This is a genomic window from Marinobacter sp. CP1, from assembly GCF_001266795.1.
Lineage (GTDB): Bacteria > Pseudomonadota > Gammaproteobacteria > Pseudomonadales > Oleiphilaceae > Marinobacter > Marinobacter flavimaris.
The window spans coordinates 1,982,141-2,006,897 of record NZ_CP011929.1 but is presented as its reverse complement, the minus strand read 5'-3'; the positions used below and the strand labels follow the sequence as shown (position 1 = coordinate 2,006,897).

At 57.7% G+C, this 24,757-nt stretch carries 18 protein-coding genes; 9 read left to right on the top strand and 9 right to left on the bottom strand.

The genetic code is table 11. The features are described from left to right. Positions 1–17: 17 nt before the first annotated feature. A complete protein-coding gene (locus ACP86_RS09265) occupies positions 18–1,574 on the bottom strand; it encodes a phospholipase D family protein (RefSeq protein WP_053113422.1) in 1,557 nt (518 codons plus the stop codon). Between the two features lie 176 nt (positions 1,575–1,750). Between ACP86_RS09265 and ACP86_RS09260 the strand changes: the two genes are divergently transcribed. The 6 genes from ACP86_RS09260 (at position 1,751) to ACP86_RS09235 (ending at position 10,986) form a co-directional block, all read left to right on the top strand. Further along, positions 1,751–3,007, top strand: coding sequence for an FAD/NAD(P)-binding oxidoreductase (locus ACP86_RS09260; protein WP_053113421.1), 1,257 nt, complete (start codon positions 1,751–1,753; stop codon positions 3,005–3,007). 217 nt (positions 3,008–3,224) lie between these two features. Further along, entirely contained in the window at positions 3,225–4,778 is a 1,554-nt protein-coding gene (locus ACP86_RS09255; protein ID WP_053113420.1) for a PAS domain-containing methyl-accepting chemotaxis protein, read from the top strand. Between the two features lie 27 nt (positions 4,779–4,805). Beyond that, positions 4,806–6,860: a putative bifunctional diguanylate cyclase/phosphodiesterase gene (locus ACP86_RS09250; protein WP_053113419.1), complete on the top strand. Its 2,055-nt coding sequence runs from the start codon at positions 4,806–4,808 to the stop codon at positions 6,858–6,860. Between the two features lie 9 nt (positions 6,861–6,869). Then, positions 6,870–9,236: an EAL domain-containing protein gene (locus tag ACP86_RS09245; protein WP_053113418.1), complete on the top strand. Its 2,367-nt coding sequence runs from the start codon at positions 6,870–6,872 to the stop codon at positions 9,234–9,236. A gap of 33 nt (positions 9,237–9,269) precedes the next feature. After that, the gene (locus tag ACP86_RS09240) at positions 9,270–10,559 is read left to right on the top strand and encodes a sensor domain-containing diguanylate cyclase (RefSeq protein ID WP_053113417.1); all 1,290 of its coding nucleotides are present in this window, start codon (positions 9,270–9,272) and stop codon (positions 10,557–10,559) included. A gap of 55 nt (positions 10,560–10,614) precedes the next feature. Beyond that, positions 10,615–10,986 (top strand): VOC family protein, encoded by a 372-nt coding sequence (locus ACP86_RS09235; protein WP_053113416.1) that lies wholly within the window; start codon positions 10,615–10,617, stop codon positions 10,984–10,986. A gap of 41 nt (positions 10,987–11,027) precedes the next feature. Here the strand turns inward: ACP86_RS09235 and ACP86_RS09230 are convergent, their stop codons facing one another. The 3 genes from ACP86_RS09230 to ptsP are packed head-to-tail and all read right to left on the bottom strand — an operon-like array spanning position 11,028 to position 16,584. After that, entirely contained in the window at positions 11,028–12,791 is a 1,764-nt protein-coding gene (locus tag ACP86_RS09230; protein ID WP_053113415.1) for a PTS fructose-like transporter subunit IIB, read from the bottom strand. Next, positions 12,788–13,753, bottom strand: coding sequence for a 1-phosphofructokinase (gene pfkB, locus ACP86_RS09225; protein WP_053113414.1), 966 nt, complete (start codon positions 13,751–13,753; stop codon positions 12,788–12,790). Before pfkB ends, ACP86_RS09230 begins: the two co-directional genes overlap by 4 nt. Next, complete coding sequence (gene ptsP, locus ACP86_RS09220; protein ID WP_053115504.1) at positions 13,753–16,584, bottom strand: phosphoenolpyruvate--protein phosphotransferase; 2,832 nt, start codon at positions 16,582–16,584, stop codon at positions 13,753–13,755. The genes pfkB and ptsP overlap by 1 nt, the downstream gene beginning before the upstream one ends. Positions 16,585–16,716: 132 nt before the next feature. On the opposite strand from ptsP, the gene cra reads away from it, so the two are divergent. After that, the gene (cra, locus tag ACP86_RS09215) at positions 16,717–17,751 is read left to right on the top strand and encodes a catabolite repressor/activator (protein ID WP_053113413.1); all 1,035 of its coding nucleotides are present in this window, start codon (positions 16,717–16,719) and stop codon (positions 17,749–17,751) included. Here cra and ACP86_RS09210 read toward each other — a convergent pair. Both ACP86_RS09210 and ACP86_RS09205 read right to left on the bottom strand, forming a co-directional pair. Further along, entirely contained in the window at positions 17,672–19,969 is a 2,298-nt protein-coding gene (locus ACP86_RS09210) for an ATP-dependent DNA helicase (protein ID WP_227507856.1), read from the bottom strand. The genes cra and ACP86_RS09210 overlap by 80 nt on opposite strands. After that, positions 19,966–21,675: a VRR-NUC domain-containing protein gene (locus ACP86_RS09205; protein ID WP_053113412.1), complete on the bottom strand. Its 1,710-nt coding sequence runs from the start codon at positions 21,673–21,675 to the stop codon at positions 19,966–19,968. The genes ACP86_RS09210 and ACP86_RS09205 overlap by 4 nt, the downstream gene beginning before the upstream one ends. A 105-nt stretch (positions 21,676–21,780) precedes the next feature. On the opposite strand from ACP86_RS09205, the gene folM reads away from it, so the two are divergent. After that, positions 21,781–22,488, top strand: a complete 708-nt coding sequence (gene folM / locus ACP86_RS09200) for a dihydromonapterin reductase (protein WP_053113411.1) — start codon at positions 21,781–21,783, stop codon at positions 22,486–22,488. 5 nt (positions 22,489–22,493) lie between these two features. Here folM and ACP86_RS09195 read toward each other — a convergent pair whose 3' ends face one another. Continuing rightward, positions 22,494–22,934 carry a DUF4864 domain-containing protein gene (locus ACP86_RS09195; RefSeq protein WP_053113410.1) on the bottom strand — a complete coding sequence of 147 codons (441 nt, stop codon included), beginning with the start codon at positions 22,932–22,934 and terminating at the stop codon, positions 22,494–22,496. 83 nt (positions 22,935–23,017) lie between these two features. Next, positions 23,018–23,449 (bottom strand): hypothetical protein, encoded by a 432-nt coding sequence (locus ACP86_RS09190; protein ID WP_053113409.1) that lies wholly within the window; start codon positions 23,447–23,449, stop codon positions 23,018–23,020. 77 nt (positions 23,450–23,526) lie between these two features. Here ACP86_RS09190 and ACP86_RS09185 point away from each other — a divergent pair, with 77 nt between their 5' ends. Beyond that, the gene (locus ACP86_RS09185) at positions 23,527–23,817 is read left to right on the top strand and encodes a DUF6482 family protein (RefSeq protein ID WP_053113408.1); all 291 of its coding nucleotides are present in this window, start codon (positions 23,527–23,529) and stop codon (positions 23,815–23,817) included. An 18-nt stretch (positions 23,818–23,835) separates the two neighbouring features. Here the strand turns inward: ACP86_RS09185 and ACP86_RS09180 are convergent, their stop codons facing one another. Continuing rightward, positions 23,836–24,621: an SDR family NAD(P)-dependent oxidoreductase gene (locus ACP86_RS09180; RefSeq protein WP_053113407.1), complete on the bottom strand. Its 786-nt coding sequence runs from the start codon at positions 24,619–24,621 to the stop codon at positions 23,836–23,838. Between the last annotated feature and the right edge of the window lie 136 nt (positions 24,622–24,757).

Sequence of the window (24,757 nt, the reverse complement as noted above, 5' to 3'; positions counted from 1 at the left end):
TAACCGGGCATGCAGGATTACAGCAGCGGCTCCACAGGCAACAGAGAGAACAGATACACCAATGCCCGTTTGAAAGGGCCGGTATTCGGCTCATGGTAGTGCTCGATCGTTTCTGCACCCGTGAACTCCAGCCATCGGAGATTGCCGTCTTCATCCAGCATAACCTCATAAGCCGCCAGCCTGACTTTCTCGGGAAAGGCGGATTCAAGTGCGGTCGCCAGCTCCGGGCTCTTGATCAGAAAACCCAGCTCGGTGTTCAGATTCGCTGAACGGGGGTCGAAATTGAAGGAACCAACGAAAAGCGACTGACCATCTACGGCGAAGGTTTTGGCGTGAAGGCTGGCGGCCGAGCTTCCGGCAATGCCGCCAGGGCTCGACTTGGTGTCTTTATCTTCCGATCTGAATTTGCGCAGCTCGAACAACTCCACACCCGCCTTTAATAAGGCCTCCCGATATTTCGCATAGCCTGAATGCACCAGGGCGACGTCGTTGGCTTCCAGGGAGTTGGTGAGAATCCGTACCTGCACACCGGCGCTTTCAAGCTCGCGAAACAGCTCGACACCACGATTACCGGGGACGAAGTAGGGCGAAACCAGGGTCACTGTCTTTTCAGGTTCACCCAACGCCAGAGCCAACTGTTGGCTCAATAGACCCTGCTCTCCTTCGAGCCCCTGGGCCTTGGCAGGATCATCGCTCACCATCTCTACCGGCGCCCAGACAAAAGAGACCTCCCGGTCCAGCAATTCCCTGAGAAACTCTGAATTCTGCAAAGCAGCCACGAAGCGCCGGGCTTCAGCATCCTGTTGAACGGAAGCAAGATCGGCTGCCATAGCATCCAGATCCTCCTCATCGGCCCCTGATAGCAACCGATCCGCCGGATACGCGGACTGACTCGCCCAGTAGCGATCAAAATCCCTGGAGACACGCTCCACGACGGGCCCGATCGCCAGAACATCCAGATCCGCGAACAGCGTACCGTCACCCACACCGAAATACTCATCAGCAATGTTGCGGCCGCCAATAATGGAGGCCTGGTTGTCAGCCGTGAATGACTTGTTGTGCATCCGGCGATTCAGGCGACCAAAGTCCGTCAGAAAGCCCAAAGTCCTGGAACTACGAATCACAAACGGATTGAACAGCCGAACCTCGACGTTGTCGTGATGATTTAACGCCGCCAGGAAATCGTCCATGCCGGCGATGCCGTTGTCATCCAGAAGCAGCCGAACCCGAACGCCGCGTTCGGCCGCGCGATATAGCGAGTACAGAAGCAGCTTGCTGGTAATATCGTCCCGCCAGATGTAGTACTGGACATCCAGGGATCTCTCGCTGGCCTCGGCGAGCAAAGCGCGGGCAACGAAAGCGTCCAGTGGATCCTCCAGCGTTGTAATACCACTGAGATCGGGGTGGGCTTCAATCTCTCTGCCAACTGCGCTGCCAAGGCGCGTATCCGCCGTCTGCGCCTGAACGAAAGCGACAGACTGTGAGCGGTCTTTCAAGGATGGCAACGCACAACCTGCCAGCAGACCTGTCAGCATTAGGAGTGCAAGAAGGGTAAAAGTTCGGCATTCAGTCATTTTGCACGGGGCCATCCAGGTCGAGATTGAGAGAGTCTTCCCCTTGAAGCATGACACAAAGCATTTCCGATCTTTATATTTCCTATTGATATAACGTTAGACTCTAAAGTTTGGTACGCTTTGATATATCTCAAACACCACTCGCGCAGAGCAAACAAAGACAAGAGGTTCGAGGCATGACCAGCAACACAACCACCACGGGCAGCGTCAAAACTCATACCGTCATAATCGTGGGCGGCGGGGCAGCCGGTATATCGGTAGCATCCAGCATCCACAAACGGGATAGCAGCATCGACATTGCCATCGTGGAGCCAGCCATCCGGCACCACTACCAGCCCGGCTGGACGATGGTGGGAGGCGGGGTTTTCCGGCCCGAGGTCACCTCCAAGCCCATGTCAGACGTCATGCCCAGTTTCGTGTCCTGGTACCAGCAACCGGTGACCGCCATCGACCAGGACAACAACCAGGTTTCCCTGGGTGACGGCTCATCCATGCAATACAAGGCGCTGGTTCTCGCTCCCGGCCTGGAGCTGAACTGGGGCGGCATCGAAGGTCTTGAGGAGGCGCTGGGCTCCAACGGGGTCACCTCCAACTACCGGGAAGGCATGGCCAGCTACACCTGGGACATTGTGCAGAAGCTCAAGAAAGGCCGGGCTCTTTTCAGCCAGCCGCCAATGCCGATCAAATGTGCAGGCGCCCCTCAGAAAGCCATGTATCTGTCTGCCGATTACTGGCTCAAGCACGGCGTGCTCAACAATGTGGATATCCAGTTTCATAACGCCGGAGCCGTCTTGTTTGGTGTCGCCGATTACGTCCCGGCCCTGGAAGCCTATGTCGAAAAATACGGCATCGACCTGAATTTCCAGAGCACACTGGTTGCCGTGAACGGGCCTTCGAAAACAGCCGTTTTCCGCTCAACCGATGGCGAGGGCAACAGCCAGGACCGCGAAGTAAGCTTTGATATGCTGCACGCCGTGCCGCCCCAGCGGGCACCGAAGCTGATCCGGGAATCCGCACTGGCAAATGAAGGCGGCTGGCTGAATCTTGAGGACGATACCCTGCGCCATAAAACCTACACCAACATTTTTGGCCTTGGCGACGTGAGCGGAACCGGAAACGCAAAAACCGCCGCCGCGGTGCGCAAACAGGCGCCGGTGGTGGCGGAAAACCTGGTGGCCACGCTCCGAGACCAGCCCCTTGAGGCCGCCTATCTGGGCTATGGTTCCTGCCCGCTGACCGTGGAAAACGGCAAGATCGTACTGGCGGAATTCGGCTACGGCGGCGTACTCCAGCCCAGCTTCCCGAAATGGATCAACGATGGCACCAAGGCTACCCGAGCCGCCTGGTGGCTGAAGGCCAAGCAGCTGCCGACCCTTTACTGGCATGGCATGTTAAAGGGGCATGAATGGCTCGCGAAACCGGCCAAAAGATAAGTTGCCAAACCTTTAGGGGTAAAGGCACCGAAACCTTGTGTTACACATGAGAACAACTGGAAAATAAGGTGCTTCGGCTTTGAATTCCGGGCAGTTTTACTATTGCAATCGGGAATTTCCTTAGCTCCTTAATCTGTACTCCCTATAGTTCTTTTGCATTAATTGTCCTACTTTGAAATAGTAAACATTCCTGTTTCCATTCAAATCAGGCCCCGTCATGCGAAAGAATCTACCGGTCACGGATAACGAGAAAACCTTCTCGCCTAACCAGAAACTGATTTCTTCCACTGATCTGAAAGGGAAGATTCGCCACTGTAACTCTGCGTTTGTCGAGGTGAGTGGTTTCACTCGTGATGAGCTGATCGGCCAGCCCCACAACATCGTCCGGCATCCGGATATGCCGCCGGCCGCCTACGAAAACATGTGGTCCCATCTGAAAGCCGGCCAACCCTGGATGGGTCTGGTAAAAAATCGGTGCAAGAACGGTGACTACTATTGGGTCAGTGCCTACGTTACGCCCGTAACCGAGAACGGTAAGGTGGTCGGGTACGAGTCCGTCAGATCCTGCCCGGACAGAGAAGACGTGGAGCGGGCGGAAAATCTGTATGCCTCCATCCGTGCAGGAAAGTCCGGCATCCCTCTGTGGCACAGGGTGCAACCTCCCACCATCTTTCTTGCCCTCGTATTCATCGTCGCAGGCGCCCTGTTTCTCGCCGGTCAGCAAACCTTCTCGGAACTGGTTCTGGCCGGTGGCGTCATTGCTTATGCCGGCTGGATGCATCTGGCCCGTAAGCAACTAATGGGGTCGGTCACGAAGCTACTTGAACACAGCTTTACGGATGATCTCGCTGCAAAGAGCTACACCGATGACGACCTGCCACTTGGGCGCATCAAAGTCGCAGTGAAAGCCCAACAAGCACACCTGGATGCGGTACTTACCAGACTTGAAGATTCTGCCGATGAGATGAGGCTGCACTCTGTTAAAGGTCGGGAGGTCAGTTTCGAAGCACAGGAGGCCCTGAAGCAGCAGCAGTCCGAGACCGAACAGGTTGCAGCGGCCGTGCACGAGATGTCTCAAACGATTGCTGAAGTCTCATCAAATGTTCAATCAACCGCAGAGCGAGCAGACAGTGCCAAGGAATTTGCCAATGAGGGTCGCTCTGTTGTTCGCGGCACTCGGGAGGCGATTGAGACCCTTAAGGGTTCCGTCCATGGCATCAGCGATTCCGTCGGGGAATTGGCGCAACAGACTCAACAAATAGCCTCCGCTGCAAAGATTATCGAGGAAATCGCCGAACAGACCAATCTGTTGGCACTGAATGCCGCCATAGAAGCAGCCAGGGCCGGGGAACATGGTCGCGGTTTCGCTGTGGTAGCCGAGGAGGTGCGAGGTCTGGCCTCCCGCACCCGCAACTCGACGAGTGAAATCCATGGCATCGTAAACGAATTGATTTCTCGCTCTGAGGAGGCCAATCAAAAGGCCGACGAAGGCAAACTGTCAGCAGACGAAGGCATGGAAAAAATGCTCTCGGCCGAGAGCACTCTGAATGATATCGCCGAGTCCGTCACCAACATTGCTGAAATGGCGCTGCAGATGGCGGCAGCGGTGGAAGAACAGGCTCAGGTGTCGGACCAGATTAATGAGCAGGTGGAAAAAATATCCGATCTGGCGTCCAACAACCTGGCCAAAGGTGAGGAGTCCACCCAATGCGTGAAAAACATTGAACAGATTGCGAACGATTTGCACGAGCTCGTCGTTAGGTTCAAATGACGGATAATTCCAGGTGGCACGACGACAATGATTGAGCAAGGCCTGGCGTCGGCGCTGATGGATGCGGCGGTTGATGCCATTATCGTTATCGATGACAAAGGAATCATTCAGCAGTTCTCTGAGTCTGCGACAGTGCTTTTCGGCTATGCTCCCGAGGAGGTATTGGGTAATAACGTGTCCATGCTCATGCCTGAGCCCGACGCCCGGCATCATGACCAATACATTGAAAACTACAAAAGCAGCGGCGTTGGAAAAATTATTGGCATCGGTCGTGATGTCCGGGGCCAGCGGAAAAACGGCCAAACCTTCCCAATGCACCTATCCGTAGGCGAGACCAGGCTTGCTGACCAACATCTGTTTGTCGGCATCTGCCACGACCTAAGCAGTTATAAAAATGCACTCGACAAGCTTGCCGCAGCAGAGGAGCGCTATCGGGAAATCGTCCAGGCGCAGAAACAGTTTATCCTTCGCCTCGACAGCGATTTCCGCATTACCTTTGCTAATGCCTCATTTACCAGGGCCCTGGGCACAGAGAACACCGACATTATCGGCGCCCCCATCACGGTCTTCTTCAATGAACCGGGCCACCATATCCGTCAACGACTGGCCTCACTGTTCAATGATAAGGATGCGTCTGAAGAGATTGCCGTCAAAGTGACGATGATTGGAAAAGATGGCGCGCAAACGCTGGTCGAATGGAGCTTTCGAAGGACCTCGGCGCCCGGAAGCGATGATGCCGAGGTACAGGGCTTTGGCATCGACGTATCTGAACAGGAGCAGGCACTCCAGCAGGCACACTACCTCAGGACACACGATCCTTTAACTGGTTTGCTCAACAAACAAACACTGGTTGAAGATTGCAAGGTCTGGTTCAAAAGCGCCAGTCCCGGGGCGCTCCTCTTCATCGATATTGAACATTTCAGCCTTATCAATCAGCGTTATGGCTACGAGATTGGCGATGCAGTTCTTATCAAGCTTGCCAACCGTATCGGTCGCGCTATTCAGCGCGCCAATCATTGCGCGCGCGCAGGAGCGGATACGTTCCTTGTCGCACTGCATGTCAGCAGCCGTGCAGACGCAGAGGCTATTGCTGAACGCATTGTCGACTACGTTTCGAAGCCTTTTAAACTTCGGGAAAACCAGTTGAACGTGAGGGCAACCATCGGGATTGCGATGTACCCTGCGGATTCCGGGGTTGTTGAAGTATTACCGGAATTGGCGGAGTCCGCCAAAGGGTCTGCACGGCGACGCAACCAGCGTATCGGCGTTTTTGATTCCGAACATCACAGGGTTCTTCATCGGCAAATAGAAATAGAGCAGGGGCTGAAGGATGCCATCGAGAATCGGCAACTGGCAGTCTATCTGCAACCAAAATACAAGTGTGCTGATCGATCGATAGCCGGCTATGAGGCTTTGGTTCGCTGGCACCATCCAAAGGAGGGATTTGTCTCTCCGGGTGAATTTGTTCCCATCGCGGAAAAATCCTCTCTGGGCCTGGAGCTGGATCGGTATGTTCTGAGTCAGGTTTTTGCACTTATATCGACCGCTCGAGCCACGATTCCCGGTTTCCCACCGGTCGCCATCAACATAACACCAGCACACTTTTCACAGGCGGATTTCCACAAGTGGGTATTGGCGAGCATCGCAGAGGCGCAGATTCCGATCGAAAGCGTCGAACTCGAGATTACCGAGGGTGCGGTCATGGAACGGTCGGAAGAAGCCCATCATAACCTTGATGCGCTTCGCACCCAGGGTGTCCGTATCGCTATTGATGATTTCGGCACTGGTTACTCTTCACTGAACTATCTGCGATACCTCGGCATTGATGACCTGAAAATCGACAAAACCTTTGTGGATGAGGTCTCGACGGAAAAAGGAGCAGTGATCGTCAAATCCATTATTGATATCGCCGTCGCTCACAATATTCAGGTTATTGCAGAGGGCGTAGAAACTGTTGAGCAGTTCGAACTGTTACGTGAAATGGGTTGTCATCTGTGCCAGGGCTATCTACTGTCGAGGCCGTTACCTGTTGAAGAAGCCATTGAACTTTTTTCCCAGCAGTCGTCTGGTCAAACAAGGTGAGTCAGAACCATGGACAGCAGTACCCTGGAGAAGCGTCGGCTCACAGCACTTGAGCGCCTGGGCATCCTTGATACGCCCCCGGAAGATCGGTTCGAAAGGCTCACCCGGATTGCCCGCCAATACTATGGCGTGAAAACCGCGCTCTTTTCGATAATTGATAGCGAACGGCAGTGGTTCAAATCCCGCCAGGGCCTCGAAGCCAGCCAAACCCCCCGCTCCGTTGCTTTTTGCGATTACGCAATCCAGCAGGACAAGGCGTTTATAGTGTCGGACGCCACGAAAGATCCACGCTTTTCGCAAAATCCCCTTGTGACCGGCTTCCCCAATATTCGATTCTATGCCGGCATGCCGGTGCGCGAGCCAACCGGTTTCAAAATCGGCACGATCTGCATTATCGACGATAAGCCGAGGGATTTCGGGGAATTGGACCTCGATATCCTTCGCAACCTGGCCACGATGATAGAAGACGAACTCGAGCGAACCTACCTGTCGATCGAAAACCATGAGTTCGTCGAGGTTTCCCACCTCAACCGGTCGATCCAGAGGGCCCTGAACGTCTTTCTTACCAGTGATAACCAGCATGCTGCCTTCGAGCAAATGCTGAATGACATGCTGTCTCTCACAGGCAGCCAGTTCGGTTTCATCGGTGAAACCCTGTTCCGGCCCAACGGCGACCCTTATCTGAAAATCGGCGCGATCACCAACATTGCCTGGAATCCGAAAACACAGGCGCTTTACCAGCAGGTGGAAAGGCGAGGGCTGGTTTTCGACCGCCTTGATACCCTAATTGCCCTTCCGATGACCACGGGAGAAGTTGTGGTCTCGAAGGATGTTACCACCGACCCCCGCCGTGGAGGATTGCCGGAGGGGCACCCAAACATCGACGCCTATATCGGCATTCCGGTCTTCTCGGGCGATCAACAGGTGGGGCTCGTAGGGCTGGCCAATCGCCTCGGGGGATATAAGGTCAGGCTAGCCGAAGAGTTGGAGCCACTGCTACAAACCCTCGGGAACCTGATTGAACGGAAGCGCCTGCATCACGAAAAACAACAGCATCAGGAACGCCTTGAAAAAGCCGCCAATTATGACGCCCTTACTGGGTTGCCCAACCGCCGGAGACTCACGGAAATCTTCACCCAGGAGCTCCATGAGGCTAATCTCCGCCATGGCACGGTGGCGCTCTGCTTCATTGATCTGGACGGTTTCAAAGCCATCAACGATCACCACGGCCATGCATTGGGCGACGCTGTTCTGAAGATCATTTCCGAACGTCTGAAAGCCACTATACGGCAACACGATGCCATCGGCAGACTCGGGGGCGATGAATTCGTCGCTGTTCTCAGGGATGTCGAAGACTCAACAGTCTACAACCGGATTCTGGAAGCTATCCGCCGGCCCATCAGCTACCAGAATGCCGTCATGAAACTGTCGGCCAGTATGGGGGTGACCGTTTATCCCGATGACGCCGAAGACCCGGACACGCTGCTTCGGCATGCCGATCAAGCCATGTATGCGGCCAAAGATTCGGGAAAGGATACCTATAGCCTGTTTGATCTGGCGTCTCACTTTAATCGCAAGGAGCGAGTTCGTGTACTCGAACAGGTTGACGAAGCGCTGGCGAAAAAACAGTTCGAACTCTACTACCAGCCGAAGATCAACTACCGCACCGGAACGGTTGAGGGTTTTGAAGCACTGATTCGCTGGAACCACCCGGAGGAGGGACTCCTTTCCCCGGCGCGCTTTCTGGAGCACCTGGAGTTTACCGACTACGCCAGACAGGTTGGACTGTTCGTGATGGAAAGCGCGGTCAGCGTGATCTGTGACTTCATGAGCCTGGGGCTGCCGTATACTCTCAGTATCAACCTCAGCCCCTCCCATTTCCTGAGTGAACACTTCCCGGACGATATCACAGGCACGCTGAACGAGTGCCCTCACGAAGTGCGTGACCGGCTGATCATTGAAATCCTGGAAACGACGGCATTGGACGATACCACTACCGTCATGAAGAATCTCAGTGTCTGTCGCAATACCGGTCTTTGCATCTCCCTGGACGATTTCGGAACCGGCTACTCGTCACTGAATTACTTCCGGACATTGCCGGCCCAGGAAGTAAAAATCGACCGAACCTTTGTGGGCGATCTGATAGGAAACCAGGATAACTCGATGATCGTAGAAGCTATTTTACGCCTGTCCCAGAGTTTTCAGAGGCGCACTGTGGCGGAAGGGGTGGAGACCGCCGAGCAGGAACAACGTCTCCTCGAACTTGGCTGTGATGTCGGACAGGGCTACCGGTACAGTCCACCTCTGCCACTGGCAGAAGCGCTCGACTGGGCCAATAATTTCAATTGGGCTCGTTACCATTCGGGCCACAACTAGCCGCGAACAAGCGGCGTTCGTGTGAGGGATCACATGCACCTGACTGCAGAAACCAGGCTCAATGCCATTCTTGACGGCACCGGGGCAGGCACCTGGGAATACAACCTGGACACCGGCGAAATCATTTTTAATGAACGCTGGGCCACCATGCTGGGTTACACCCTGGAAGAGCTTTCGCCATTGTCGTTCCAGACCTGGGAAAAGCTCAGTCATCCCACCGATATCGAGTCAGCAAACCAGGCATTGACCGCGTACCTGAGCGGTGATGCCCACCAGTTTGAATGCGTGGTGCGTATGCTTCACAAGGACGGAGACTGGCGTTACATCCACACCCGCGGGACCCTGTTCAACAATGACCAGACGGCAGAAAGCCGTTGGCTGATGGGTACACATCTTGATGTCACGGAAGAGAAAGTTTCCCAACACCAGTTGCAACAGCTTGCCGAATCTCTCCCGGGGGTCATTTATACCTTTACCCTCAACAAAGATGGCAGCTTTCACTTCCCCTACATGAGTCGCAAGGCCAAGGATTTTTATGGCTTAACAGCAGAGGAAACCCGAACCAACCCGGAACGGATGTTTGAAGCCATTCATACGGAAGATATTTCAAGAGTCCACGAAACCATAGAGCGCTCCCGCAAGACGCTAAGCGAATGGGTTTGCGACTACCGGATCATCAAGGACGGCGAAATCCGATGGCTAAGAGGTGTCTCCCAGCCGGAGAGAAATCCGGACGGCAGCACTACCTGGCACGGTGTTATTACTGACATCGACGATCAGAAACGCCTGGAATTCCAGCTGGAAGCTTTGACGATTACCGATGAACTGACAGGGCTCTATAACCGGAGATACCTGCTCAGAAAGCTTGAGGAACTGGAAGAACAATCCGCCCGTTACGACCATCCTTTCTCATTACTCTCCCTGGACATTGATTTCTTCAAAAGCGTCAACGATTCCTGGGGCCATCTTACCGGCGATACGGTATTGCGCACGGTGGCCAATCTGATCGAAACACGGACTCGCAAGACTGATATTGTCGCCCGAACCGGGGGGGAGGAGTTTATCGTTCTGATGCCTCACACCACGTTGAGTGATGCCCGCCACGTTGCCGAATCCCTGCGTATCGGCATGGAGACGGAGAGCTTTGTCAGCGACGATGGCACCCCTTTCAATGTTACCTTGAGTGCCGGGGTCGTATGCTGGAGCAGAAGTATAAACGGTGTTCGGGAGCTGTTGTCAGCCTGCGATCAACTGCTTTATCAGGCCAAGAGAGCGGGCAGAAATCAGGTGGTAGTCAGCGAAATCGGCGCTGAAAAGAGCTGACAGGCAAAAAACAGCGTATTCTGGCTCTCCACACAACCATGAACGGAGAAAGAGTATGATCGGATACGTCACCCTTGGCGTCAGTGATATGGAACGAGCAAAGGCATTCTATGCCGATTTGTTAAGCGACCAGGGGGCCAAGGTGCTTCTGGACATGGGCCGCATCGCTTTTATCGGCAAAAGCATGAGTGCCCCCATGCTCGCGGTGTGCGTTCCCTTCAATGAAGAACCCAACCATCCCGGCAACGGCAATATGGTCGCCCTTCCCGCGGGTTCCAAAGAGAATGTGGATGCCATGTACAAGAAAGCGATCGAGCTTGGTGCTACCTGCGACGGTGAGCCCGGGCAGCGAATCCCGGACCAGTTCTACGGCGCCTATGTGAAAGACCCGGACGGCAACAAGCTGGCGTTTTTTGTATTCGGTTGATTAATTGCGGCCCTCGCCTGAGGGCCGCAATTTTTACATTTTCAGCTTACCGCTGTCGCCACTTCCGCCTTGCCAGTTTTCAGCAACGCGTAACCGAAACCAATCACCAGTGATCCCACCGCAATCGCAATCAGGTAGGGCAATACCGCACTCACCGCGTTCGGAATGGCAAGCACAAACAGCCCGCCATGGGGTGCCATCAGCTTGACGGTGAACAGCATCGACAAACCACCGGTAATTGCGCCACCGATCATACACACCGGGATAACCCGCAACGGATCCTTTGCCATAAACGGTATTGCACCTTCCGAGATGAAGCACAATCCCAGGACAAATGATGCCCGTCCGGCCTGGCGTTCCGCCTCTGCAAACTTTCGCCGGGCGATGAAAGACGCCACACCCATGCCGATGGCCGGTACCATTCCTGCCGCCATGATGGCCGCCATGGGTGCCGAGCCGCCGCTGCCCTCAGACAGCAGTCCCACGCCGAAAGTATAGGCCGCCTTGTTGACAGGCCCTCCCAGGTCAAAGCACATCATGGCGCCCAGAATGCCACCAAGCAGGATCGCATTGGTCGTTCCCATGCCCTCGAGGAATCCGGTCAGGGCGCCCATGATGGCAGCCATGGGCTCTCCAATCACATAGATCATCCCCAGGCCGGTAACCAGACTGGCCAGCAAGGGAATGATGAGGATCGGCTTCAGTGATTCGATGCTCTCGGGCATTGGCAGTTTCTGGCTGATAAAGCGCGCTACATAACCAGCGAGAAAACCCGCAACAATACCGCCGAGGAATCCGGCTCCCAGTTCGCCCGCCAGAAACCCACCGATCATTCCCGGCGCCAGGCCGGGACGGTCGGCAATCGACCAGGCGATGTATCCGGCCAGCAACGGAATCATCAGTTTGAAGGCGGTGCCACCACCAATCTGCATCAGGGCGGCAGCCAGCGTGCCTTCCTCCTGAAACGCTTCAATCCCGAATACGAAGGACAGGGCGATCAGCAAACCGCCAGCAACCACCATGGGCAGCATAAAGGACACGCCGGTGAGCAGGTGCTTATAGGGGCCCCGCTTTTCGCCGCTTCCGGCACCACTGGTAGCTTTCTGCTGGCCGCCTTCAAAAACCACGGCCTCGGCCAGGGCATCACGGATGGTATCGGAGGGTTTTTTCAGGGCGGCACCGGTCGAGGTCCGCCACACGCGCTTGCCGGCAAAGCGTCCCGGGTCCACCTCGATATCACAGGCCAGGATCACCACGTCGGCAGCGGCGATTTCTTTGGCAGTTAGAGGATCCTGGGCGCCAACTGAGCCCTGGGTTTCTACACGGATCTTGTGGCCAGCGGATTGCGCCGCGGCGGTCAGGGCCTCTGCCGCCATAAAGGTATGGGCGACGCCAGTGGGGCATGCAGTAACGGCAACGATCCGCTTACCGGCAGAGGTACTGCCGACAGCGGTACTGGTTGCTATAGATTCCTGACTGGCCATTGCCGGGTCCCAGGGTGTGGCCTCCGCCTGCGCCCGGGAAAGGATGGCGTCTGGGTCTGGCAGGGCAGCGGTGACCGGAATCTGCAGCAAGCGTTTGCCGGCATAGACATCCAGATTTACCGGAACACCGACCGCGGCAATAACAAGATCGGCCTGTTGGATTGCCGCTTCGCTGGGCTTGTTGTCGGCTTTACCATCCGGGCCTCGAGTATCGGTGGTAACAGACCAGCCGCGCCGGTTCGCCGCCCGCTCAAGGGCCCGGGCGGCCAGGAAACGAGTCGCCACGCCCTGGGGGCAGGCGGTCACAATGATCAGATTCATAACCGTATCTCTCCGGTGTTGTTTTGCCCGGGCCATGGCTGCACCCGGGTTTGTTGGAGAAGGGAGGGAAAGTCCGGGGCCCCGGGGTCTCCGACACCAATGTGTTGCACACATTCGGCAGACAAAGCCGTGGCGAACGCCAACACTGTGTCTTCAGACTGTCCACCAAGCACGCCATGGAGCATGCCTGCGAGCAAGGTATCGCCGGCGCACACGGTGCTGACCAGCGAGACCGGGGGTACCCGGGACCTCAGGATGCCGGCCGGTGACGACCAGAACACGCCGTCTGCACCCATGGATACCACCACGTCGGACACGCCACCGGCACGGATGCCGTCAACCGTAGCTGCCACTGAGGCCAAATCCTTCAGGGGTGTGCCGGCCCAGTCAGACAGCTCGTCCGTGTTGGGTTTGATGGCGTAGGGACCAGCTTTGATGCCGGCCTTCAGGCCCGCGCCACTGGTATCCAGCCATACCGGTTTGTCTGCTTGGGAAGCTTGCTCGACAAGGTTTGCCAATCCAGAAGGCGGAAAGCCATCTGGCAAACTGCCTCCGATGACCACCGCGTCGCATTCCGGCAGCAGGGATTTGAGGCGGAGTTGAAGGCGCTGAACTGCGTCATCCGGGACCCGGAAACCGGGGCCATTCAGATCGGTTACCCGGCCGCCAGCCTCAGCAATCTTGATGTTGTTTCGGTTCTGGCCGGGAACGCGTACAAAACTGTCCTGCAGGCCCTCTGCCTCAAACAGACGTTCAAAGGGCGCAGCATTGGCGTCTCCCAACAGCCCTGCAACGGTGACCGAATGGCCCAGACGCGCCAGCACCCGAGCTACATTGATGCCTTTTCCGGCCGGCTCCATCAGGGTATGACCTGTGCGATTTACCTCTCCGAGAGCGAGGGGCGCCGTTTCAACACTCAGATCGAGAGCCGGATTCAGGGTGATTGTCAGGATACGGGCCATCACCAGGCCTCCAGGGCATCACGTACCTCGGACGCCGTCGCCAGAGACAGCGCCTTTTCAGCCTGTTGTCGGGCGTTTTCAAGGTTCAGACCGCGAATACAGGCCTTCACCAGGGGCACCCGACGACTGGTCACAGACAGTTCGTCGACATCCAGCCCGACCAGAACCGGAATCGCCTGGGGATCTGAGGCCAGCTCCCCGCACACCCCGACCCAACGGTTGTGGGCATGGGCAGCTTCCACGGTCATCCGGATCAGCCGCAATACCGAGGGGTGCAGTCCATCCGATTCCGCGGAGAGCTGCCCATGGCCGCGGTCGATGGCCAGTGTGTACTGGGTCAGGTCATTGGTACCTATCGAGAAGAAATCCACTTCCGGCGCCAGGGTCGAAGCCAGCAAGGCACAGGAGGGCACTTCAATCATCACGCCGACCTGAACATTACTGGCCGAAACCTCGCTCTGGACTTTTGTAACAATGGCCCTGGCTGCTCGGAACTCCTCGAGATCCTTCACCATGGGGAACATGATGCGAAGGGGGCGATCACCTGCCGCAGTCAGCAGGGCCCTGACCTGGGTTTCCAGAATGTCCGGGCGGGTCAGTGACAAGCGGATGCCACGCATGCCCAGAAAAGGGTTGTCTTCCTGGGGTAACGGCCAGTAATCCAGCGGCTTGTCGCCACCCACATCCAGGGTACGGGCTACCAGGGGCAAACCGTCCAGGGCATCGAATGCGTGCTGGTATTCAGTGACTTGAGTGGCCAGATCCGGCGCTTCCGGATGGGCCATGAAAATGAACTCGGTTCGAAGCAGGCCAACACCGTCGGCGCCCCGTTCAACAGCATCCGGGGTGTGGGCGGTGTTGCCGAGATTGGCGCAGACTTCGATGGTATGGCCATCTACGGTGGTAGCAGGTTGATTGCGGTTCTCATGAGCTTCGGCCTGCAACGCGTCCAGTTGTTGCAGACGGCGACGGATCTTCTCGCAGCGTTCGGCCCCGGGGTTCGGCACCAGGCAACCCCGTTCGCCATCCACCACCAGATCGGAGCCATTCAGGATTGTCAGTATTCGCTCACCGGCACCTACGACCGCAGGCAGCCCCAGGGCTCGGGCCAAAATTGCACTGTGGGACGTCGCTCCCCCGCGGGCTGTGACCAGGCCACGCACCCTGGTGGTATCCAGCCGAGCCACATCCGATGGCCCGAGATCGTCAGCCACCAGGATATAAGGAGTGTCCGGCGGCGTCGGCATGGCCACGCCACAGAGGTTGGACAGGACCCGGCGCCCAACATCCCGCAGATCCGCGGCACGTTCGGCCAGCAAACGGTCCGCCAGCGCTTCCTGGGCCCTGGCCGCGGTATCTATGGCTTTCCACCAGGCTGCTTCGGCGGACGCCCCTTCGTTGATCGCTTCCAACGTAGCCTGGTAGAGATCTTCGTCCTGAAGCATTTCCACGTGTACCGAGAGAATAGGCGCGGCTTCGCCGCCTTCCGCCTGACGGATCAGGGTTCGAAGCTGACCGTCAGCACTATCGACGGCCTGGTTGAGGCGCTGGATCTGTTGTTCGCTATCTTCTGCAAATTGCGGATATTCAAGGGTCGGCTGTCGCATGACGAAAGCCGGTGCCAGCGCCAGTCCGGGAGATGCGGCAACCGCTTTAACCGGCTGATCATCCGTCAGTGCGGGAGCCTGTTCGGCTTCAGGCACCTTGGTTTGCGGACCCGCAGACCGCAATGGAGAAACTTTTTCACCCAGGCCGCCTTCAATGGCGCTGGTCAGAGACTGAATGGCCTGGCGTGCGTCATCCCCAGTCGCCGAAAGCACCAACGTCTGGCCCCTGCGGGCGCCCAGGCCGATCACCCGAGTCAGGCTGGTAGCGGATACTGCGGCACCTTCGCCTTCCAACAGGCGCAACCGAATACTGGCATTGTGGCGACGCGCCTCCTGGACGAGTTGCTTGGCGGGTCGCGCGTGTAGGCCATGGGTATTCAACAGGGTGACTTTCGCCGTCACTGCATCGGCCGCCTCGCCGGAAAGCCTTGCCAACAAGGCCTCAGCACTCAGGCCCTGAATAGGTTCATCACCAGCCAGGAAAGTATCGATGCGCTCCAGCAGGTCATGGCACTCATCACCGGGTCCGGCCAGACAGAACACCCCACGCAGTTCCGCAGTTGCACGCTTTGGTGTTGCCAATGAAAGGGTCGGGCGCCTGGCGCCAACAGTGTGGTGGGTCAGCCAGAAGCCCTGACCAAGATCCACCGGCGGTTGGCCGACAATGCTGGCCAGAAAATCCGTGTCGACGCACCGCAAACTCTGCAGACGTGCAGCTGCAATCAAGGCCAGTTCGTTCGGTGTGGAGGCATCTATTCCGAGACAGAGCGTCTCGCTGTCGCATTTGGCAACGGCCGGAGCTTTGGAAAGCAAGGCAACCAGTTCCGCGGCATCCGTAGCATGGCCCAGCTTCTCAGCCAGTCCTGGCTTATCCAGTACCCGGGTCAAATGGCGGAGAATATCCAGGTGCTCGTCGGACTGTGCAGCGATGGCTACCAGTACATGCACCCGCGCACCATCGTGCCAGGTGACCCCCTCGGGGAATTGAAGAATGCGAACACCGGTTTCAAGGACGGCATCCCGGCTTTCCGGTGTACCGTGGGGAATGGCGATGCCGTTGCCCAATACCGTGGAAGACTGTTGTTCACGGGCGTTCATTCCAGCCAGGTATTCCGGGCAAGTCCGGCCAGCGCGCTCAAGGTCTCGAGCAGCCTGTTGCAGTGCGTCCTGCCAGTCAGAGGCAGTGGCACCCAATCGAACGTCATTGGCAGTTAGCGTAAGCATGAGGTTGCCTCGCTTTTTGTTTTGATACTGCGTATCAGTTTTTGTTTGCTGAATCGTGTCAGCATGCTTAAAATCGATGGTGAAACAGATATGATCAGAAATCAAGCAATCTTTTAATCGGAGCTGTCGTCCATGACCCTTGTAGAACTTGCCCGGCTTGCCGGCGTTTCAAGAACCACGGCCAGCTATGTCATTAATGGTCAGGGGGCTGCACGGCGCATCAAACAGGACACCATCGAAAAAGTGCTTACGGTGGCTCGTAAGCACAACTTTCAGGTAGATACCCAGGCGGCAGCGCTACGGGGTGGCGCCAGCCGGACCCTCGGATTTATTCTGCCGGATCTCGAGAACACCAGTTATGCCCGCCTGGCCAAATTGCTTGAGCAGGGCGCGAGGGCGAGAGGCTATCAGCTCCTGATTGCCGGCTCTGATGACGACCCCGAGACCGAAAAATCCCTGGCCCGAGCACTGAAAGCAAGGCGCTGCGACGCCCTGATTGTTGCCAGTGCTCTGGCCCTGGACGACCCCTTTTATCCCCAACTGCAAAAAGAAGGTCTACCGGTGATTGCTGTTGATCGCGCCCAGTCTCCGGATAAGATTCGATGTGTGGTCAGCGACAACCGCTCAGCAGCCGAGATCCTGACCCGTTCTGTGCTGGGAGGGAAAACCGCCAGTATCGCCTGGCTGGATGCCGTGCCGGAGATCGCCATGACCCGGGAGCGCCGGGAAGGTTTTCTGGCGGCCGCAAATGAGGCCGGCATTGCCCCGCTGGTAGAAAGTGGCCTCCACTACGATCGCGCCTCCGGTGCCGCAATGATGCGTCGGATCCTGACTGACCATGGCTTGCCGGATGCCTTGGTTACAGCCTCTTTCACACTGCTTCAAGGGGTTCTGGATGTTCTGCTCGATCAGCCGGACCCGCTTCCGAAGGCTCTGAAAATAGCGACCTTCGGCGATGACCGGCTGCTGGACTTTCTTCCACTGGCGGTCAACTCTCTGCCCCAGGATCATGAGGCCATCGCCAATGCGACACTTGAGCAGGCACTGTCGGCTATTGCACAGGAAGGCCCTGTAGACACCATAGTGATTAACCGGTCTCTGAAGACTCGGGCCGCGGATCGGCAGAGTCGCCCTGTGCAAACCACCAGCGCGGAAAAAACCTGCTGATGGCCGGCTGCAGAAACCGGTCATCAATGAGCCAGATCACCCCCCGGTCTTCCGGGGTGCGAATCACCCGCCCCGCCGCCTGGGCCACTTTCTGCAGCCCCGGAATCAGATAGGTGTAGTCATAGCCGGCGCCGAAGCGTTTTTCGAGGCGACCCTTCAGGATTTCATGCCAGGCATCGAACGGCGGCAAGCCCAGGGTGGCCACAAAGGCACCGATCAACTGATTGCCGGGCAGATCAATGCCTTCACTGAACACCCCGCCCAACACCGCAAACGCCACACTGCCCTCCGGGTTCCGGAAACCGGCCAGAAAGTCTGCTCGATGCTGAGGCGACATGCCCGGTTGCTGAGCTCGCTGGGGTATATCCGGCGCATGCTCCGCCAACGCGTCGCTGGCCTGCTTCGCGTATTTGAAGCTGCTGAAAAACGCCAGGTAATGCCCGGGCCGCTCACGGAACTGGCGGGCGATCAGGTCGGCAATCGGTTTGAGTGATGCCTCCCTGTGAGCCTGGCGGGTGCTGATACCAGGCGTGAACTGCACCTGCAGCTGGTCGGCGCTGAACGGGCTGGGCAAGGAGGTAAAACGGGAATCCTCGGGCAACCCCAGCAAATCCCGGAAGTAAACACCGGGGCTCAGGGTGGCGGAAAACAGCAGAACCGAATGCGCCGCCTCGAACCTTTCCCTCAGGAAATCCGCCGGAATGAGGTTCTGGATGGTCAGGCTGGCCCGCCCCCGACCGGCGCGCTGGAACTCACACAGGGAATGATCACCAAAGGAGTCCGCCAGCTTCATGAAGGCGACGCTTTCAAACAACAGCTCCTGCAGGGCCAGATCCGGGGGATTATCGGCCAGGTAATCGGTCAGATTCGAGACCATGGCCTGCAGGGCACCCAGCAATTGCGTCGGCAGTGTCTCCAGAAACTCCGGGCTTTCTGTATCAGCCTGGTAATCCCGGATCAGGCTCTGCCAGGCGCGGGCGGTGCGATCGATGGCGGATTTCAGCGGCTTCGGTGCGGTTTTTTTGATCCTCAGTAAGCGCTGCTGATCCAGCCGAACCGAATACATACCCCGGCCACGGTCCACCAGGTTATGGGCCTCATCCACCAGCACGCTGGCCTTCCAGCTGTTCTGGCGAATCAAACCGTGGAGCAGGGCGGATTGATCGAACAGCCGGTTCACATCCCCGATCACCACATCGCTCCACCGGGCCATTTCCTGGGCCAGAAAGTAGGGGCAAATATCGTGACCGGCGGCGATCTTCGCCAGAGTGTGCTGATCCAGCGTGCCTTCGCTCTGGGCGGCTTCCGCCCGGGCGTCAGGAAGCCGGTCGAAAAACCCTTTAGCCAGGGGGCAGGAATCGCCATGACAGGCCTTGTCCGGGTGCTCGCAGGCATCGTCTTTCGAGACCAGTTCCAATGTTCGCAGTGGCCAATGCTGGGCAGCTTGAGCCGAACGCAGGCGGGCTACCGCATCCATGGCCAGCTGACGGGCGGTATTGCGACAGGTGAGGTAGAACAGGCGGTCCTGGCCGGCTGCTGGCATCGCCATCAACGCCGGGAACAGGGTGCCGAGGGTCTTGCCCAGGCCTGTGGGGGCTTCCAGCAAAAGGGTGCCGGACTTTACCGAGTTTTTGTACACCGTCTCCGCCAGCTGGCGCTGCCGGGGGCGAAATGCGGGGAAGGGGAATCTAAGGCCTGAAAGCAGGACATTGCGCTGCTCGCGGTGATGTTCTTCCTGCTCAGCCCAGGCCTTGTAATGACTACACAGGGTTTCCAGTTCCTGCCAGAGCTCTTTGGCACTGGCGGTCTCCACCACTGGCGTTTCCTTGTCTCTTCCAGTGTCGTAATAGATCAGTGCCAGCTCCAGGGTTTTCCGGTTTTCCTGCCGGCACAACAGCGCGCCGTAGGCTCTCAGCTGAGCGCGATGGAGTGCCCGCTGATGCTCACGGATTCGGGACAGGTCGCCCCGATGGGTTTTGATCTCTTCCAGCCGGCCTCGGTGGGGGTTATAGATATCGGCGCGGCCGGAAAGCAATAACCCCATACATTCACCGGTCAGTAAATGCTCGCTTTTATAGCCGTAGCCGCGCCGGGACTGGATTGCCTGATGGCCAGCAATGCCCTCCTCGGCACTGGGTGCCGGGGTATAGCGGAAGTCCAGGTCGCCCTTACGCGCGGCAAACTCGCACAGAGTCCGGACGGCAACTGTCACCGTCATTCCATCGCCTCGCTCGCCTGCCATCGCACGTAACAGACACTGGCGGGGATGCCTTCAACCGCAAAGAACTCGAGCCAACGAATCTGGTGGTCCTGCAAACGGTCACCCGGCCCCTTCACTTCGATCATTTCATAACGCTTGTCAGGCTCAGCCGCATTGGGGAGAAACCGGATCAGATCAGGAAAGCCGCTACGATGCTCCCGGATATTCAACAGCAGGCGACGGAACAGGCGTTCCAGATCCGCCGGTGGCAGACAGTCCAGCGCCAGGCTCAGCAGTTCCTCGGTGATGACCGGCCAGATGACGAACGGATTGGTGGTGCCCTGTTTGGCCCGGTAATTCGCCAGTATCCGCTCCCGATAACTGCCATCCGCCAGCCGCGCAAAGCATTGCTCGAACGATCCCTTCCGACGGCTGACGAAATCTTCCCGGGTCAGGTCCGCCGGGCCCACATGGAAGGGATGGAAAAAGGCCCCCGGCACCGGCGCAAAAATGGTTTGCCAGCACAGAAGGCCGAACAGGCCGTTGATCAGGGTGTTCTCCACATAAAGCACGGGCGCCTCGTCCCGATACAGGTGGTCCCGAACGGCGTATTCGACCGACCCGACCTCTGGCTTCGGCAGGGTGAAGGTGATCTCCCGGATGAGCGGCTGCTCTGGGGGCGGTGGCGGTATCTCGCCAAGCCGGCTCGCAAGCCGCTTGAGAATCCGCGCCAGGCCCTGGGCTTCAGCATCGCTCAGTTCCTGGTTCTGCCACTCGGAGGCAATGGCCCAGGCTTCCTGGTGACGCTTCATCCGCTCCAGCAACCGGAGCTGTTTCAGCCGCGCTTCCCGATGGCCGCTGCTGGCGAAAGCCTCCAACGCCAGCTTCCGTTCCCCCTGGCGCTCTGCCTGCCGGCCCAATTCCAGCAACAGCCGGTCCCGGCGGCTGGTCAGCCAGGCGTTATCCGAGGGTGCCGGAACCGCCTGCCAAACCTCGTGGGCGGGTACGCCCTGGTCCAGCCATTCCCGGCACTGGTGCATGGCAAGATACAGGTCGACCTCTGAACGATACTGGAACGCCCGGGAATCAGGCGTGAAGGTCACCGGCTCATACTGCTGATGGCCCAGTTCCACCAGCACAAAATCGGACCAACTCTGGCGGAGGTTGCCGAAAAACATCAGGCGCACCCGGTCAAACAACGCCATGGTTTTGAGCCTGATAACCGGTCTGGCGTGCTGGCCGAGCCAGTCGGCAACGATCAGAGGGTCGGGAAATCGCAGAAGCAGAGCGTCGCGCATCCGGCCTTTGGGCAGGTTGGCGGGCTCTCCGGCCGCCTTTAAAAGCGGCTCCATGGCCGGACGCAGTTCTCCAAGCGTGAACAACCGAAACAGCTCATCCAGGCTGAGCAGAGGATCGGTGTCCAACCAGCCTGCCTCCATGATTTCGTCGAGGGCACGGGCCTCTGGTACGCCGAGCTCCGGATACTTGAGCTTGTCCGACCGGAAGAGATCGCCCGTGCGCATCACCATTCGGGTCAGCAAGGCCCGGGCCGGCATTGAAAGGGTATGAAAACTGGCCAGTCGATCCAGCTCTTCTGCTGTCAGCAAGTCACCGTGATGGCTCTGAACCCAGCCAAGGACGGTTTCCATGTTCTCGAGGTAATAGAGCGGATTATCGAGATCCGCAGTGGCCAGTTGTGTGCTCTGTCGCTTCGCCGGTGACATGGCCAGGTTGATCTTCCTTCAGGATGGTTCGGGAAAGTGACGCTACCACGTTGAGCCGTCGGCATGACATTAACGTAGGTAAGACACTGATTACAGGAGAACACCATGACCGCACCCATCCTGATTACCGGCGCCGGCCAACGCATCGGCCTGGCCTTTGCCAGAGCCTGCCTTGACCGCGGCCAGCCCATCATCGTCACCTACCGCTCCTATCGACCGGCCATCGACGCGCTGCAGAAGGCGGGAGCAGTGTGTCTCCATGCGGATTTTGCCACGAATGCGGGCATTGATGACTTCATCCAGGCCCTGAAATCCCGGACGGACACGCTACGTGCCATTATCCACAATGCCTCGGACTGGATACCAGAGAGCGAAGACTCCGACCCGGCAGACGTGATGAACGCCATGATGCAGATTCACGTGATGACACCTTACCGGATAAACCTCGCGTGCCGGTCGATGCTGGAGCAGGAGGGTTCGACAACCGACATTATCCACATGACCGACTACGTGGTGGAGAAGGGCAGCGCGAAGCATATCGCCTATGCCGCCAGCAAGGCAGCCCTGACTAACCTGACCCTGTCGTTCGCCCGTCTACTGGCGCCCAGGGTCAAGGTGAACGCCGTGGCGCCGTCCCTGATCATGTTCAACCAGGGCGATAGCCAGGCGTATCGGGAGAAAACCCTGAAGAAGTCGCTTATGGGAATAGAACCGGGGGCTGAGGTCGCTGTCGCCACGCTTCAGTTTCTGCTGGACAACCCCTATATCACGGGCCGCACCCTGCCCCTGGATGGTGGGCGCCATCTGGTTTGATCCCGTTAAATGCCCAGCTCGGCCGGCTGGAGTCTCACGCCGGCCACCTTCCAGACCCCTTCAGTGAGCACCATCCGGTAATAGGCGTCCCATCGCTTGCCCTCCGGCCCCTGCAACCGCACCACCTGGATTTCAAAGGCGCCGTGGGGCACGCGCTGGGTAAACTCGATGGCCGTGGCGTGGTGCACCGCCGGGTAGGCTTCACGAACCATATCGACAAACACCTGTGACGACCCGAATCGACGCTTGATACCCTCGGAGGCGTGGGCCCAGGCCTGCTCCTCGTCGTTGTTCGCAAACGCTTCGATCTGGCGCAGGATGGTGTCGCGGATTTCTGCGTCTTTGTCACTGGCCACAGACTGTGGGGACCCGAGAACCGCGAAGCCAATGAAAGCCAGAAGCACGGGAATCAGCCACTTTCCGGAAACGATGTGTTGGTGACCCATGATGGCACCTCTCTATTGTTCATCTTTTAAACAATACGGTCGGATCAGGGCTCCGGATTCGCGTTCCGCCAGCCAGCTTACTCTCACCGACGCGCCTTCTCCGGCCAGATGATCTTCATCAGGGCCCGACGCTTTGGATCCGGGAAGGCAATGGCGTTGTCAGACCTCGCGATTGAAAGGACCTCGCCGAGCATACGAAACAGTTCGATATTATCGTGAACACAGCGGGGAATGGCCTCATCCCTCAGAAAATCCAGGTAGCGCTCCAGATTCTCCTCATCAGGCCGCCAGTGATCGCCAAAGGCGTTCCGGAACAGGGCCCGGGTAGCAATGGCTCGCCATTCGTCGCGATACCCGGTATCGAGCCTTTCCGGATACACGTACAGATCTTTGATTTCCTGATCAATTTTCACTTCCACGCGGTCCGGGGGGAACAGCATCCGCATGGCCAGCAGGTCGTAGCTGTCATTCAACTGCTCGTCCACGGCGGCTTTCACCAAATCAATCCTGCTCATAGTTGCTCGCTTTATGACCTGTAACGGAAAGCGGTTCGTACCCTTCCTTACGACAACAAACCTGCGGGAGACTTCCCATGCACATGGACACTGGCGAACTGAAAAAACACAAGCACGACACGATTTCTCTGTTGGAGATTGTCTCGATGGAAGGACGCTATTATATGGTGCGGTTCTATCTGGAGGGTCAGGGCTACGTTCTGACGGACCCCTACGACAAGCCAGTCATGTTCACCGGCGCCTGTGCCGTGCGAGAACATTTCCACGAATACGAGGTCGAGCGCACCGAGGTGATTCCGCCGACTGGAACCGATGAAATGATTGGTATGCCTGACAGCGGCTCCGAAACCATGCGGGTCCCTCTCTAGGGCCCGCTTGACGTTCCCCTAGCTTCCAGCGAATGAGAGCGAATCCACCAGATCGGCGCCGTTGAAAACGGCCCCGTGAAAATCGCTCTCCGGTATCTGATTGAGCGTAAACACGATGGCACTGGCGGCCTGTTCGGCACTCAGGCAATCCCCCGACGTCAGACGATTGGCCAGCCACTCCGCGTGGGGCAGATCTAACTTGCCCGCCTTGTCGATATGGCTTCGAATACCCGGCGTATCCACCAGCCCCGGCTGAAAGAGGCTGACAACCGGCCCGTCCGACATGGTGTCGAACTCAACGGACATCTGACGCACCAGCCGACGCAGCGCCATCTTGCTGATCCCGTAGCTGCCCGTTCCGGGTTGCGCATGCTTGTCCATACCCGCACCAATCATCACGATTCGCGACGAGGGTTCACCCCCTTTGAGTATCGGTAACAACGATTGGGTGAGCAGCATGGGCGCGGACACGTTCACGGCCAGGGCTTCCTGGAAATCGATGAGCCCAAGGCTGGCAAAATCCGCAGCCGGCTCACCCACGCCAGCGCAATACACGAACGCTGAGAGATGATCGACGGCATCACTTAGCTGTTGAGCCAGATTGCGGGTGCTTTCGGGATCCGCAAGGTCCACTTCCAGCGTCATCACTTCACGGTCGGGCGCCTCCACGCGGAGCTTTGTCGCGACCTCCTCCAGCTTCGACACGGTGCGACCTGCAAGGATCAGGTCGTGGCCTTGAGCAGCAAGTTCCAGGGCCAGGGCCCGCCCAATGCCCGACCCCGCGCCAGTGATCAGTGTCCACATAGTGCTTCTCCCTTTTGCCGATAATTCACGACACCGTTTGTCGCGACGGGCCGTTATGATTTTTGGAGATCAGACGTTTCAGACAGTCCGCATCTGTGGTCACATACGGTAACCTGTAGCAACAGGATTGAACTGC

Coding starts and splice junctions, on each gene's coding strand:
- ACP86_RS09265 (WP_053113422.1), bottom strand. CDS start 1,574: ATGACTGAATGCCGAACTTTTACCCTTCTTGCACTCCTAATGCTGACA.
- ACP86_RS09260 (WP_053113421.1), top strand. CDS start 1,751: ATGACCAGCAACACAACCACCACGGGCAGCGTCAAAACTCATACCGTC.
- ACP86_RS09255 (WP_053113420.1), top strand. CDS start 3,225: ATGCGAAAGAATCTACCGGTCACGGATAACGAGAAAACCTTCTCGCCT.
- ACP86_RS09250 (WP_053113419.1), top strand. CDS start 4,806: ATGATTGAGCAAGGCCTGGCGTCGGCGCTGATGGATGCGGCGGTTGAT.
- ACP86_RS09245 (WP_053113418.1), top strand. CDS start 6,870: ATGGACAGCAGTACCCTGGAGAAGCGTCGGCTCACAGCACTTGAGCGC.
- ACP86_RS09240 (WP_053113417.1), top strand. CDS start 9,270: ATGCACCTGACTGCAGAAACCAGGCTCAATGCCATTCTTGACGGCACC.
- ACP86_RS09235 (WP_053113416.1), top strand. CDS start 10,615: ATGATCGGATACGTCACCCTTGGCGTCAGTGATATGGAACGAGCAAAG.
- ACP86_RS09230 (WP_053113415.1), bottom strand. CDS start 12,791: ATGAATCTGATCATTGTGACCGCCTGCCCCCAGGGCGTGGCGACTCGT.
- pfkB (WP_053113414.1), bottom strand. CDS start 13,753: ATGGCCCGTATCCTGACAATCACCCTGAATCCGGCTCTCGATCTGAGT.
- ptsP (WP_053115504.1), bottom strand. CDS start 16,584: ATGCTTACGCTAACTGCCAATGACGTTCGATTGGGTGCCACTGCCTCT.
- cra (WP_053113413.1), top strand. CDS start 16,717: ATGACCCTTGTAGAACTTGCCCGGCTTGCCGGCGTTTCAAGAACCACG.
- ACP86_RS09210 (WP_227507856.1), bottom strand. CDS start 19,969: ATGACGGTGACAGTTGCCGTCCGGACTCTGTGCGAGTTTGCCGCGCGT.
- ACP86_RS09205 (WP_053113412.1), bottom strand. CDS start 21,675: ATGTCACCGGCGAAGCGACAGAGCACACAACTGGCCACTGCGGATCTC.
- folM (WP_053113411.1), top strand. CDS start 21,781: ATGACCGCACCCATCCTGATTACCGGCGCCGGCCAACGCATCGGCCTG.
- ACP86_RS09195 (WP_053113410.1), bottom strand. CDS start 22,934: ATGGGTCACCAACACATCGTTTCCGGAAAGTGGCTGATTCCCGTGCTT.
- ACP86_RS09190 (WP_053113409.1), bottom strand. CDS start 23,449: ATGAGCAGGATTGATTTGGTGAAAGCCGCCGTGGACGAGCAGTTGAAT.
- ACP86_RS09185 (WP_053113408.1), top strand. CDS start 23,527: ATGCACATGGACACTGGCGAACTGAAAAAACACAAGCACGACACGATT.
- ACP86_RS09180 (WP_053113407.1), bottom strand. CDS start 24,621: ATGTGGACACTGATCACTGGCGCGGGGTCGGGCATTGGGCGGGCCCTG.